At 67.8% G+C, this 13,788-nt stretch carries 10 protein-coding genes; 4 read left to right on the top strand and 6 right to left on the bottom strand.

Translation table 11 applies throughout. The features are described from left to right. Positions 1-32: 32 nt before the first annotated feature. From BGO82_RS05360 to BGO82_RS05350, 3 genes are all read left to right on the top strand, one after another. On the top strand, positions 33-467 hold the full coding sequence (locus BGO82_RS05360) for a hypothetical protein (RefSeq protein ID WP_291304532.1): 435 nt from the start codon (positions 33-35) through the stop codon (positions 465-467). Positions 468-946: 479 nt separating this feature from the next. After that, positions 947-2,368, top strand: coding sequence for an MFS transporter (locus BGO82_RS05355; RefSeq protein WP_291304531.1), 1,422 nt, complete (start codon positions 947-949; stop codon positions 2,366-2,368). A gap of 90 nt (positions 2,369-2,458) precedes the next feature. Beyond that, positions 2,459-4,684 (top strand): EAL domain-containing protein, encoded by a 2,226-nt coding sequence (locus BGO82_RS05350; RefSeq protein ID WP_291304530.1) that lies wholly within the window; start codon positions 2,459-2,461, stop codon positions 4,682-4,684. Positions 4,685-4,696: 12 nt separating this feature from the next. Here BGO82_RS05350 and BGO82_RS05345 read toward each other — a convergent pair whose 3' ends face one another. Together BGO82_RS05345 and BGO82_RS05340 are read right to left on the bottom strand one after the other, a co-directional pair. Next, positions 4,697-5,686 carry a DNA topoisomerase IB gene (locus BGO82_RS05345; RefSeq protein ID WP_291304529.1) on the bottom strand — a complete coding sequence of 330 codons (990 nt, stop codon included), beginning with the start codon at positions 5,684-5,686 and terminating at the stop codon, positions 4,697-4,699. Between the two features lie 19 nt (positions 5,687-5,705). Next, positions 5,706-5,873 (bottom strand): hypothetical protein, encoded by a 168-nt coding sequence (locus tag BGO82_RS05340; protein ID WP_291304528.1) that lies wholly within the window; start codon positions 5,871-5,873, stop codon positions 5,706-5,708. Positions 5,874-6,007: 134 nt separating this feature from the next. Between BGO82_RS05340 and BGO82_RS05335 the strand changes: the two genes are divergently transcribed. After that, entirely contained in the window at positions 6,008-7,642 is a 1,635-nt protein-coding gene (locus BGO82_RS05335; RefSeq protein WP_291304527.1) for a CocE/NonD family hydrolase, read from the top strand. Positions 7,643-7,808: 166 nt separating this feature from the next. On the opposite strand, the gene BGO82_RS05330 is transcribed toward BGO82_RS05335, so the two are convergent. From BGO82_RS05330 to BGO82_RS05315, 4 genes are all read right to left on the bottom strand, one after another. After that, entirely contained in the window at positions 7,809-9,956 is a 2,148-nt protein-coding gene (locus BGO82_RS05330; RefSeq protein WP_291304526.1) for a malate synthase G, read from the bottom strand. After that, the gene (guaD, locus tag BGO82_RS05325; RefSeq protein WP_291304525.1) at positions 9,956-11,266 is read right to left on the bottom strand and encodes a guanine deaminase; all 1,311 of its coding nucleotides are present in this window, start codon (positions 11,264-11,266) and stop codon (positions 9,956-9,958) included. Before guaD ends, BGO82_RS05330 begins: the two co-directional genes overlap by 1 nt. Next, positions 11,263-12,486 carry a urate hydroxylase PuuD gene (locus BGO82_RS05320; protein WP_291304524.1) on the bottom strand — a complete coding sequence of 408 codons (1,224 nt, stop codon included), beginning with the start codon at positions 12,484-12,486 and terminating at the stop codon, positions 11,263-11,265. Before BGO82_RS05320 ends, guaD begins: the two co-directional genes overlap by 4 nt. 204 nt (positions 12,487-12,690) lie before the next feature. Further along, positions 12,691-13,782 carry a BMP family ABC transporter substrate-binding protein gene (locus BGO82_RS05315; RefSeq protein ID WP_291304523.1) on the bottom strand — a complete coding sequence of 364 codons (1,092 nt, stop codon included), beginning with the start codon at positions 13,780-13,782 and terminating at the stop codon, positions 12,691-12,693. Between the last annotated feature and the right edge of the window lie 6 nt (positions 13,783-13,788).

Genomic DNA, 13,788 nt, shown 5'->3' with positions numbered 1-13,788 from the left:
CTCCTCCCGCGCGGCGCGGGAAAGGAACTGCAATGGTATTGAACTCCCTGAGGCAACCAGCGATCGCGCTGGTTGACGACGACTTTCATTCGGCGCGCCTGATGATGCGCATGCTCGCGGCCCATGGCGGCCCGCATGTCGAACGCCTGGCCGATCCCGACGCTGCGCTCGACGCGCTCACCGCGCTTGCGGCGTTGCCGTCGGCGCCCTGCATGGTGCTGGTCGATCTCAAATCGTCATCCACCGCCACGCACGACTTCATCCTCAAGCTCAAGCATCAGGCGCCCGGCCTGCTGCTCGCGGCCATGTCGCCAAGCCTCGATCGCGATACCCGCAACAGCCTGCTCGATGCCGGTGCGTCGGCGGTGTTCGAGCGTCACGGCGATCTCGATGCCTATCGCCGCGAGGCAGCCAATATCGTCGGGTTCTGGGTGCGCAGCCAGCGCCTCGACGCAGTTGGTACCTGACTCCCCCAAGGACCAGGTACCGCGGGGAGCGGCGTGCTCGACGGCGGGCGACCGTCACGGCATTCCCAACGCCCTCCCCGCACCTCTTCTGCACCCTCCGGTGCAGCCCGCCAATGCCGTGATCCTCCCGACGCGGCAGCACGGCGCCGACGACGGCCATCCCTCTCTGGCCGAACGCGCGCCGCACCAGAGAGCCCGCTTCGCAGGCGGACTGGTCTGGCGACTGGCGACGGCCGCGCCCTCCCTCGCGGCCGTCGCACCTTCGTGGAATTCCGGCGCCGGCGCGCCCTTCTGTCTCTCCGGCATTGCGAGCGTGCCCGGCCGCCACTATGGTGCGCCGCCTGCCGGCGTGCTTCGCCGCCGGCCCGGCAGCACTCCCGACCAAAAACGGTCCGCCGGCGCACCCGCACCGGCCACGGGATCGTGTTGACCTCAACCGCGCTCGGGGACGCTGCGACGCGCCCATTCGAGGATCCACCATGACGACCCAAAACAGCTGGCGCGAGGTGTTTTCCGTGGGCGGCCTGGCCGTCGCGGTGCTGATCGGCGGCACCGCGTTGCAGGCCATGGAAGCCTTCATCACCACCGCCATGCTGCCAACCATCGTCAAGGAAATCGGCGGCATCGAGCTTTTCGCGTGGAACACCACGACCTTCGTCGTCGCCTCGATCCTCGCGACGCTGTTCGCCGCCGTGCGCCCGGCCTCGATCGGCCCGCGCGCCGGCTACATCATCGCCGCCACGGCCTTCGGCCTCGGCAGCCTGCTGTGCGGCCTGGCGCCGTCGATGCTGCTGCTGCTTGCCGGCCGCTTCGTCCAGGGTTTCGGCGCCGGCCTCATCATCGCGCAGTCGCTGGCGATGCTGCGCATCGTGTTTCCCCAGCGGCTGTGGCCACGCGTGATGGCCCTCAACGCCACGGTATGGGGCGTCGCGACGCTGCTCGGCCCCGCCGTGGGCGGCAGCTTTGCGCAGTTCGACCTTTGGCGCTGGGCCTTCCTGCTCATCGTGCCAGCCGCGATTCTCCTGGCGCTCGGGGCCTGGCGGGTGCTGCCCGCGGCCAGCGACGCGCGGCCGCCAACCCGTTTGCCCTACAAGCAAATTTTCCTCGTCACCGTGGCCGTGCTCGACATTTCCGTCGCGAGCCTCCTGACAGAGTCTCCGGATATCGCTGGTGCGCTGGTGATGTTGTGCGGCGTCGATCTGGTGCTGCTCGCCCTCGCCGAGATCTATTCGCGCTCGAAGCTGTTTCCCGCCGGCACGTTTTCGCTGCGCTCGCCCATGAGCAGCCTGTTCGCGCTGATCCTGATCCTCGGCATCGCCGTGACCTCGGACATTTTCGTGCCGCTGTTCCTGCAGCGCCTGCACGGCCTGCCGCCGCTCTGGGCCGGCTACGTGACCGCCTTCGTCGCCGCCGGCTGGTCCATCTCCGCCATCACCACCTCCGGCTGGACCGGGCCGCGCGTGCGGGCGGCGCTGATCGCCTCGCCGCTGGTCCTGCTGGCGTCGACGCTCGGCATCGCCCTGACCGTGGCGCGCGCTTCCGGCACCGCGACCGACCTCGTTCTCGCCAGCATCGCCCTGCTCGGCCTCGGCCTCGGCATCGGCATGGCCTTCCAGCATCTGTCGACGCGCGTCCTCGCCGGCGCGCCCGCGGCCGACAACGACCGAACCTCGGCCGGCCTCGGCATGGTGCAGCTCTTTGCCTCGGGACTGGGCGCTGCCATCGGCGGCGTCGCGGTCAATGCGGCCGGCCTGCCCACCGCGACCACCACCGCGGACGTCGAAGGCGCGGCACGCACCTTGTTCCTGGTGTTCGCCGCCATCATCGCCATCGGCATTCCGATCGCGCTGGTCGTCAGCCGCCGCGACGCCGAGCGGGTGGCGCTGCGGCCGGCCGAATGATCGCGCGCGCGTGACGATCGCAACGGTCCGGTAACCTCTCGGCAAGCCGATTACGACTAGACTCCGCAGAAATTGCAGCAAGGAGAGGTGATGGCCTCTCGTCCGTCCGGTACCCCGCGACGCTGGTGGTACTCAATCGCCGTACTCGGACCGGTGGTCGCCTCGCTCGCGGTGACTGTCGCGGCGACGCTCGCCTTCGTGCTGTGGACCGCCCAGGGGATCGACCAGCGGAGCCTCGATCGCCAGATCGCGCTCGCCCGCCACGTCATCGCCCTGCAACTGGACCGCATTCCGCACGATCAGCAGAGCGCCACCATCTGGGACGATGCGGTCACCCACACCAAGCTCAGTTTCGACCAGACCTGGATCAGCAGCAATCTGGGCGTGTGGATGCACGATTTCTTCGGCCACGACGAAGCCATCGTCGTCGATGACAGGAACCGTCCGATCTACGACATGGCCGACGGCAAGGACACCGACATCGCGCATGCCGAAGCGCAGATGCCCGACCTCATGCCGCTGCTCTCCGACCTCAGGCGCCGCATCGCCGGCGGCGCGCTCGACCAATACGAGGCGCGCACCAGGGCGACGCCGCCCAGCGTCTCCGATCTGGCGACGATCGGCGGCATCCCTTCCCTCGTCAGCCTGACCCCGATCGTCAGCGACACCGGCGCCATCAAGCAGAGCCGCGGCAGCGAGTTCGTCCATATCAGCATCGTCCACCTCGGCACCGCCTACGCCGAGCGCATCGCCGACGAGTATTTCATCCCCGAAGCGAGCTTCACCCAGTACGGCCGGTTCGGCGCCGACGACGCCATGCTGCCGCTGACCAACAGCTCCGGCCGCTTCATCACCTTCTTCAACTGGCAGTTGCAGCGCCCCGGCAGCGAGATGCTGCGCCAGACCCTGCCGGCGCTCGCCATCGCCTTCCTCATCGCCTGTGCCATCGCCACCGGCCTGCTCTGCCAGTTGTGGCGCAAATCGCGCGCGCTCGAGGCGGGGCGCGCCGAAGCCGAGCACCAGGCCCGGCACGACCCGCTGACGCATCTGCCCAACCGCCCGCATTTCGAGTCGGCGGTGGCGCGCGCCCTGGTGCACCTGCCCGGTCGCGACCACCGCACCACCGTTCTCATGCTCGACCTCGACCGCTTCAAGCAGGTCAACGATACGCTCGGCCACCAGGCCGGCGACGATCTGATCGAAGCCGTCGGCCAGCGCCTGCGCCAGTTGATCGGCCCGACCGAGATGGTCGCCCGGCTCGGCGGCGACGAGTTCGCCATCCTGACCGGCGCCGCCGGGCTCACCGAGCCGCTGCAGCTCAGCCAGCGCATCATCGAGGCGGTCGGTAAGCCCTTCGACATCTTCGGCAGCGAGGCGTTCGTCGGCGTCTCGATCGGCATCGCCGCCGCCGACGGCCACGAGGCGGATGCGCGCGAATTGATCCGCAAGGCCGACATCGCCCTCTACGAGGCCAAGACCACCGGACGCAACCGCGCGGTGGTGTTCGAAGAATCGATGAACGAGCTTTTGCAGAACCGCCACGCCATCGAGGCGGAGCTGCGCGAGGCGCTGCGGCGCACCGACCAGATCTCGGTCGACTTCCAGCCGCTGTTCGACGCCGGGCAATTGCGGATCGTCGGCGCCGAGGCCCTCGCCCGCTGGCGCCACCCGCGCCTCGGCCAGGTGTCGCCGGCACACTTCATTCCCGTCGCCGAGCAAAGCGGCCTGATCAGCGTGCTCGGCGAACAGGTGCTGCGCCGCGCCTGCCAGATGGGCGCCGACTGGCCCGGCAAGGTGATTGCCGTGAACATCTCGCCGGTCCAGTTGCGCGATGCGCAGTTTGCCGGCCGGGTTTTCGCGCTGCTGAGCGAAACCGGCATGCGCCCCGCCGATCTCGAACTCGAGATCACCGAAGGCATCCTGCTCGAAGACGCCAGCATCGCCAGCGAAGCGATCCGCGTCTTCCGGTCGGCCGGCATCCGCATCGCCCTCGACGATTTCGGTACCGGCTATTCGTCGCTCAACTACCTCAAGCGCTACCCGGTCGACCGCATCAAGATCGACCGCTCCTTCGTCAGCCAATTGTCGCCGGGCAGCGTGTCGATCGCCATCGTCCAGGCGATGACCACGCTGGCGCATGCGCTCAAGATCGAGGTGACCGCCGAAGGCGTGGAAACGCGCGAGCAGCTCGACGTGCTGACCTCGCTGGGCTGCAACATCTTCCAGGGCTTCCTGCTATCGCCGCCGGTGGCTCCGGCGGCGCTGGAGGATCTGTTCCGCCACGCCGAAACCGCGCCGCAGAGCCGCGTCGCCTGACGGGCCGGCACGTTATCCGGCGGCTTCGAGCACCGCGGCTAGCCGCGCCTCGCGCACCCGCAGGCCATCGTGCCGTTCGGCCGCCGCGGCCCACAACTCGGCGAGACGCGCCTTTTCGAACATCGCGAACAGGCAGGGCGCGATGTAGCTCTGCCGCGTGATGGCCGGCGTGTTGCGGAGGAACGCCGCAACGGTCTTGGCCACGCCGGCCACCTGCCGCCGCCGCGCCGACACGGACGGTCCCGGCTCGAGCTTGGCCAGCGCTTCGGCCGCGAGCGCGCTGGCATGCAGCGTGCGGAAATCCTTGGCGGTCACGCGCACGCCGGAAATCTCGCGCAGATAGCGGTTGATCTCGTCGCTGCGCAACGCGCGCGTCGCGCCCTCGTCGTCGCGATACATCAGCAAGCGCTTGCCCGGGATCGTCTTGATCCGGCCGATCGCCGCCGCAAGCCGCGCATCGCTGAGCGTGTAGTCGGCGAGCTTGCCGCTCTTGGCGGGAAACCTCAGGATCACGTCGTCGCCCCGCACCGCGACATCGCGCCCGAACAGGGTGCCGGCGCCGCGCGTGCCGCGGGCGTCGAGATACCGCTCGCGTCCGATGCGCATGGCGGTGCGGTCGATCAGCGCCACGCCGATCGCCAACGCCAGTGTCCTGCTGCCGGCTTCGGCCTCGAGGTCGGCGGCGACGCGCCGGCGAATGCGCGGCAGGGCGCCGGTCAGCATGGCCAGTTGCCGCTGCTTCTTGCGCTGCCGGCGCAGCTCCCAGTCCGAATGGTAGATGTACTGCACGCGCCCCGCCGCATCCACGCCGCAGGCCTGGATGTGCATCAGCGGCTCGGGGGCGATCCGCACCTCGGTCCAGGCCGGCGGAATCCCCAGATGCAGCGCCCGGTCCCGCAGCTCGCCGCGCGGCCAGGTTTTGCCCTCGGCATCGGTGTAGGCGTAACCCGCACCACGCCGCACGCGGCGCACGGTCAGTGCGTCGCGTGAGACTGTCTTCAATCGCGCCATGTCGGTGCCGCTATGGCGAAACCACGCTGGCCGGCGTGTTGGCGAAGAACACCAGGAAGATGATGGCGAATACCGCCACGATCGCCACGGTCGAGATCACCAGCACCCAGAAATTGTCGAGGGTGCGGTTGGCCTGGCGGACTTCCGTGGTGGTCTTGTGGGCATCGTAGGTTTTCATCTGCCGCTCCCGGATTTCCTTGTTGCAAACCAACGCCTTCGTAACGCTGCGGTTCCGGCGGGGGTTGACCGCGCCGGCCCGCGGCCCAATGTGAGGGCCGGATCGGCGGGGTTTTCGGGACTGGCAGCGGCGCGATGAGCCTTGGGACGTATTTTCTCGCGCGCACCGCCAAACTGCCCAGGCGCCGCTTCAAGGCCCGCCGCGCCCGCGACCTGCGCATCCGAATGCAGGACGGCATCCAGCTCGAGACCGAACTGTTCACCCCGCGCGCCGGCGGCAAGTTTCCCACGCTGCTGATCCGCCTGCCCTACGGCCTGCACGGCTTTTCGACGGCCGCCGAAGCCTATGCCGAACGCGGCTACAACGTCGTGCTGCAGGCATGCCGCGGCACCAGCAAGTCGGAGGGCGAGTTCGACCCGCTGAGCCACGAGCGCGACGACGGCCTCGACACCCTCGCCTGGATCAAGGCGCAGCCCTGGTTCGATGGTCGCCTCGGCACCTCCGGCGCGAGCTATCTGGGCTATGCGCAATGGGCCATCTGCGATGCGCTGCCGAGGCAATCGGCGATGGCGGTGAAGGTCACCAGCGCCGAATTCCGCAGCGTGGTGTTTCCCGGCGGCGGCTTTGCGCTGGGCCTGTGGCTGAGTTGGGTGCAGACCATCGAGGGCATCCGCGACCATCCGCTGCGCTTTGCCCGCGGCATCGGCCGCGGCGCCGTCGAACGCCGCACCCTCAGCGCCTCGATGCAGCTGCCGCTGCTCGACGCCGACCGCCGCGCCACCGGCCACGACGTGCCGTTCTGGAAGCGCTGGCTCAGCCAGTCGATCGGCAATGACGGCTTCTGGGAAAGCCTCGACCACACGCATCGCATCGGGTCGCGCACGCCGCCCACCAGCTTCGTCTCGGGCTGGTACGATTTCATGCTCGACCAATTGCTGCGCGACTACGAGACCCTGACCGAGGCCGGCCAGCGCACCCGGCTCACCGTCGGGCCGTGGTGGCATGTGAGCCCGGAACTGCAATATGAGGGCATGCGCGACACCCTGACCTGGATGCGCGCCGAGCTCTACGGCGATCGCGCCGGCATCGCCGACAAGCCGGTGCGCCTGCATATCGGCGGCCGCGACGAGTGGCACGATTTCGACGCCTATCCGCCCGGCCTGCCCGACACGCAGATCTGGCATCTGCATCCCGACCAGGTGCTGTCGCAGCGCCCGGTCAAATCCAGCGACCCCGAGCGCTACACCTACGATCCGCGCGACCCCACGCCCAATGTCGGCGGCGCCATGTTCGCCTTCGTCGGCGCCGGCCCGCTGGACCAGGCGCCGCTCGAGCGGCGCAAGGACGTGCTGGTGTTCAGCTCGGAGCCGCTGTTTTCCGACACCACGATCATCGGCAATGTGCGCGCCGTGATCTATGCCCGCGCCAATCTGCCGGACGCCGACCTGTTCGTGACGCTGTGCGACGTCGACGCCGCCGGGCAGGCGATCAACATCTGCGACGGCTATGTGCGCAAGACCTCGGCCGACCCGGCGGTGCCCGACGACATCTGGAAGCTCAATTTCCGCCTGCACGCCACGGCGCATTGCTTCCGCCGCGACCATCGCCTGCGCCTGATCGTGGCGAGCGGCGCGCATCCGCGCTATGCCCGCAACACCGGCACGTCGGAGCCGTTCGGCACCGCCACCCGGCTCACCCCGGTGGAGATGGAAATCTTCCACGATCCGGCGCGGCCGAGCGCCATCCATTTGCCGGTGTACGAGCTGTAGGGGAGACTGATCCGCCGGCGGGCGCGGCCCCCACCCCCGGCCCCTCCCCGCAAGGGGGAGGGGGGCGATGGAGCCGCTAGTACGGTGTTTCAGTCGGGCTCCCCTCCCCCTTGCGGGGAGGGGCCGGGGGTGGGGGCCAAGTGCGCTGTCGTTCGCCCTGCCCTGCCTACCTCCGCCGCTCGCCCTCGGCCTTCACCTTCTCGCGCGCCGCATGCAGCAGCGGCTCGGTGTAGCCGGAGGGTTGCTCCGCGCCCTTGAGCGCGAGGTCGAGCGCCGCCTGGAAGGCGAGCGAGCCGAAATTGCCGCTCATTGGAATGTAGTTCGTATCGCCGGCATTCTGCTTGTCCACGACCGCCGCCATGCGCTCGAACGTCTCGACCACCTGATCCTTGCCGACCACGCCGTGGCGCAGCCAGTTGGCGATCGCCTGCGAGGAGATGCGGCAGGTGGCGCGATCCTCCATCAGCTCCACATCGTGGATGTCGGGCACCTTGGAGCAGCCGACGCCCTGGTCGACCCAGCGCACCACATAGCCGAGGATGCCCTGCGCGTTGTTCTCGAGCTCGGCCGCGATCGCCGCTCTGTCGAGCGTGCGCGCGTCGAGCACCGGCATCGAGAACAGCTCGCCGAGGCCGGGGGTCGGCTGGTTGTGCCGCCGCTGCTGCGCCGCGAACACGTCGACCTGGTGGTAGTGCAGCGCATGCAGCGTCGCCGCCGTCGGCGACGGCACCCAGGCGGTGTTGGCGCCGGCATTGGGGTGCGCCCCCTTGCTCGCCAGCATCGCCGCCATGTCGTCGGGCCGCGCCCACATGCCCTTGCCGATCTGCGCCTTGCCCGAGAACCCGGCGTGCAGTCCGATCAGCACGTTGCGATCCTCATAGGCCTGGATCCAGCGCTCGGACTTCACGTCGTCCTTGCGCAGCACCGGGCCGGCCTCCATCGAGGTATGGATCTCGTCGCCGGTGCGGTCGAGAAAGCCGGTGTTGATGAAGAACACCCGCGCCCGCGCGGCGTAAATCGCCGCCTTGAGGTTGGCCGAGGTGCGCCGCTCCTCGTCCATGATGCCGATCTTGATGGTGTTGGGCCTGAGCCCCAGCATCTGCTCGACCGCGCCGAAAATGTCGCAGGCGAAGGCGACCTCGTCCGGCCCGTGCATCTTCGGCTTGACGATATAGACCGCGCCGGTGCGCGAATTGCCGCCCGTGTCGTGCATGGCGCAGAGGGTGGTCACCGCCGCATCGAGCAGGCCTTCGCCGATCGGCGTGCCATCCTTGTCGAGCACCGCGCGCGTCGTCATCAGGTGCCCGACATTGCGCACCAGCAGCAGCGCCCGCCCCTTGAGCGCCAGCGGCTTGCCGTCGGCGCCGGTGAACATCCTGTCGGGGTTGAGCGTGCGGTGCACGGTCTTGCCGGCCTTCTCGAACGTCTCGCTCAGCGTGCCGTCCATCAGGCCGAGCCAGTTGCGATAGACGCCGACCTTGTCCTCGGCATCCACCGCCGCAACCGAATCCTCGCAATCCTCGATGGTGGTCAGCGCGCTTTCGACGATGATGTCGGCGAGCCCCGCCGCATGCAGCGAACCGATCGGGTTCTGCGGATCGATGACGAGGATCGCGTGAAGGCCATTGTGGCGCAGCACGATCTGCCCGGGCGCGGCACCGACGAACTGCGCCGGATCGCGCAGCGCCGTGAGCCCATCGGCATCGCGCATCACCAGCCCGCCATCCGCGACGTCATAGAGCACGATATCGGCATGGCTGCCGCGGGTCAGCGGAAACGCCTCGTCGAGGAACTGCGCGCCGCGCTCGACCACCGCGGCGCCGCGTTTGGCATTGAACCCCCTGCCCGGCGCGAGCTCGCCGTCGCGCGAGATCGCGTCGGTGCCGTAGAGCGCATCGTAGAGCGAGCCCCAGCGGGCGTTCGCCGCGTTGAGCGCGTAGCGCGCATTGCTGACCGGCACCACCAATTGCGGCCCGCAGATGGTCGAAATCTCGGGGTCGAGCCCGCTCGTCTCGATGGTGAAATCGGGCGGCTCCGGCACCAGATAGCCGATCTGCCGGAGAAACGCCTCGTACGCCACCGGATCGCTGCTCACCGGCCCGTTCTGCCGGTGCCATTCGTCGATCTGGCTCTGCATGCGGTCGCGGATCGCCAGCAGCTCGCGGTTGCGCGGCATGAAGCGCTCGACCATGCCGGCGAGCCCGCTCCAGAACGTCTCGGCCGCCACCTCCGTCCCCGGCAGCGCCGCCGTCTCGATGAAGGTCACCAATTGCGTGTCGACCTGAAGGCCCGCTTTGTTGAGATAATTCGCCATCAGTTCAACCCACTCTTCATCGGCTTGCCCGCAACATATGTCTCGACCACAGCACGGTCGTCGCCGCAAGTCTGCAGCAGGAACAATTCGTTCGCCAGCGACTCGACCGCTTCCATGCGCAGCGCCATCTGCGGCGTCGCCCGGGCGTCGAGCACCACGAGGTCGGCGTCGCGGCCGGCTTCGATGCTGCCGATCCGCCCCTCGAGGCTCATCGCCCGCGCGTTGCCCAATGTGGCCATGTAGAAGGAGCGCAGCGGATTGAGCCGCTGGCCGCGCAATTGCAGCACCTTGTAGCCCTCGTCCAGCGTGCGCAGCATGGAATAGCTGGTGCCGCCGCCGATATCGGTCGCCACCGCGATCCGCGCGCCGAGCGCCTGCAGCCGGTCGTGGTCGAACAGACCCGAGCCGATGAACAGATTCGAGGTCGGGCACCACACCGCCACGCTGCGCGTCGCCGCCAGCACCTCGCACTCGCGGTGCGTCAGGTGGATGCAATGGCCGAGCAACGTCTTCGGGCCGAGCAGATGGTAGCGCTCGTAGATACCCAGATAGTCCGGCAGATTGGGGAACAGCTCACGCGCGAACTCGATCTCGGCGAGGTTCTCGTCGACATGCGTCTGGATGTGGTTGTCGGGAAATTCGCGCGCCAGCGCCTCGGCCATTTCCATCTGCTCGTGGCTCGAGGTGATGGCGAAGCGCGGCGTGATCGCGTAGAGGGCGCGCCCCCTGCCGTGCCATTTCTCCAGCAGCGCCTTGCTCTGGTCATAGCTCGATTGCGGCGTGTCGCGCAGCGCTTCGGGCGCATTGCGGTCCATCATCACCTTGCCGCCGAGCATCAGCATGTCGCGCCTGGCCGCTTCTTCGAAGAACGCATCGACCGAGGTGGGATGGATGGTGCAATAGGCCGCGGCGGTGGTGGTGCCGTGCCGGATCAGCTCGTCGAAAAATCGCGAGGCGATGCGCTGCGCATGCGCCGGGTCGGCGAATTTCTGCTCCTCGACGAAGGTGTAGGTGTTGAGCCATTCGAGCAGATTGGCGGCATAGGAGCCGATCACCTGCATCTGCGGCATGTGGATGTGCGGATCGATGAATCCCGGCAGGATGAGGTTCGGCCGGTGGTCGATCACCCGGTGGTGCGCCGCCGCCTTGGGGTTGAACTCCCCCACCATCAGGATCCTGCCGCCGGCGATCACCACGGCGCCATCTTCGATATAGCGGTAGCTCGCCGCGTCGTTCAGGCCCTGCGGCTCGGCGACAAAGCTCAGCACTCGCCCGCGGAGCACCGTGACGTCGGCAGGGGCATGGCTCACGAGTGCGTCGCCTCGCGGTACCAGGTGACGATCAGCGCCCGCTCCGCCGGCGTGATCTCGCTGACATTGCCCGGCGGCATCGCCGTCGAAAAGCCGGCCTGGATGGCGATCTGCTCGGCGTGGTTGGCGATCGCCGCATCGGTATCGAGATGCACGCCCTTGGGGGCTTCCAGCACGCCCTCATAGACCGGCTCGGCCGTGTGGCACATCGAGCAGCGGCCGAGCACCACGTCGCGCACCGCCGGAAAATGCGGGTCGCTGAGGAAGGGCTGGGCACTGGCGGCCGCTATCGCCGCCTCGGCGTCGCCCGGCTTGCCGGCAGCGCTCAGCCACGCGATCACGAGGAAGATCGCGACCGCCGCGCCCCAGGTCCAGTGCGGATTGCCCTTGCGCGCATGCCGGGTGTTGAACCAGTGCCGGATGATCGCGCCTTCGAGAAAGATCAGCGAGGCGATGATCCAGTTCCATTTGGTGGCGAAGGCCAGCGGATAGTGGCTGGTCAGCATGAAGAAGATGACCGGCAGCGTCAGGTAGTTGTTGTGCAGCGAGCGCTGCTTGGCGACCTTGCCGTATTTGGCGTCGGGCACCCGGCCGGCCTTGAGGTCGGCGACCACGATCTTCTGGTTGGGGATGATGATCATGGCGACGTTGGCCGCCATGATGGTGGCGGTGAACGCCCCCATGTGCAGCATCGCCGCGCGCCCGGTGAACAGCAGCGTGTAGATGTACGACATCGCCGTCAGCACCACGAACAGCGCCAGCATCAGCCCGCCGGTGGAATTGCCGAGCGGCGATTTGCACAGCAGGTCGTAGATGTACCAGCCGATGACGATCGAGCCGAGCGAGATCAGGATGCCGGCCCAGGCCGGCACGTCGAGCACGTGCTTGTCGATGAGGAACAGATCGGCGCCGAAATAGTACACCACCACCAGCAGCACGAAGCCGCTGAGCCAGGTGAAATAGCTCTCCCATTTGAACCAGGTGAGGTGCTCGGGCAGGAAGTCCGGCGCCACCAGATATTTCTGGATGTGGTAGAAGCCGCCGCCATGCACCTGCCACTCCTCGCCATGCGCCAGCGGCGGCAGGCTCGGCGTCTTCCTGAGGCCGAGGTCGAGCGCGATGAAATAGAACGACGATCCGATCCAGGCGATGGCCGTGATCACATGCGTCCAGCGCACCGCGAACGACAGCCATTCCCATAGGATCGCGTAGTCAGGCATTTTGGGTTCCGTGCTCGGCCCCTCGCCCGCCTCGCTCCGCGAGGCCCCCTCTCCCCAGAGGGTCGAGGGAACCCGACTGAGGCGTTTGATTCTATCGTCCCCTCTCCCTCCGGGGAGAGGGCGGCGCGTAGCGCCGGCGAGCGGCCGTCAGATCGCATGACGGGAGGCGGACCCGCATCCGCCTCCCCAAAGCATGACCGCGGCTTACGACGGCAGCGAGCCGTCGACGCCTTCGACCAGCCAGTTCATGCCGAGGATGTCGCCATCGGTGGCATGCGCGCCGTCGGCGATCTTGATGTTGCCGGCCTGGTCCTTGATCGGGCCGGCGTAGCAATCATAGGTGCCGTCGATCCAGCCCTGCTTGATCTTCTCGCCCGCCGCCTTGACGTCGTCCGGCACGTGCACGATCGGCGCGATGTCGATGGCGCCTTCCTTGAAGCCCCAATAGGTGTCTTCGGGCTTCCAGGTGCCGTCGACCTTGGCCTTGGTGCGCTGCGTATAGAAGGCGCCCCACAGATCCAGCGACGAGCTCTTGCACATGGTCGGGCCGAACTGGCTCTGGTCGGAGCCCTGGCCGAAGGTGGGCACGCCCTTGCTCTCGCACACCTGCACGGCGGCGGGGCTGTCGGTATGCTGCGTCATCACGTCGGCGCCCTGGTCGATCAGCGCGCGGGCCGCGTCGGCCTCCTTGGCAGGGTCGAACCAGGTGTTGATCCAGATGATCTTGGTCTTCCAGTTCGGATTCACCTTGCGCGCCGCGATGGTGAAGCTGTTGATGCCCGAGATCACTTCCGGCACCGGATAGGTGCCGAGATAGGCGCCGACGCCGGTCTTGCTCAGCATCGCCGCCATGGTGCCGAAGATCGAGCGCGCCTGGTGGAATCGGATGTTGTAGTTGGAGAGATTGTTGTTCGACGACGGCTTGAAGCCGGTGCACATCTCGACCGTGACGTCGGGATAGGCCTGCGCCACCTTCACCGCGGAATCCATGAAGCCGAACGAGGTGGCATAGAGCAGCCGGTTGCCCTGGTTGTAGAGGTCGCGCAGCACGCGCTCGGCGTCCGGTCCCTCGGGGACGTTCTCGACATATTGCGACTGCACCTTGTCGCCGAGCGCCTTCAGCATCTGCTGCCGGCCGGCCTCGTGCGCGGTGTTCCAGCCGCCGTCGTTGATGGGGCCGACATAGATGTAGCCGACCTTCAGCGGATCAGCCGCGGTCGCCTTGCTGGCCATCATCGGCAGCGACGCCGCGGCAGCGGCGCCCCCGATGAAATTGCGGCGGTTCAGTTTGATCATGACGTT

It is taken from the genome of Devosia sp. 67-54 (genome assembly GCF_001899075.1).
Taxonomy (GTDB): Bacteria; Pseudomonadota; Alphaproteobacteria; order Rhizobiales; family Devosiaceae; genus Devosia_A.
Note: the sequence above shows the minus strand (reverse complement) of the source record. Positions and strands in the feature narration are given on the sequence as shown.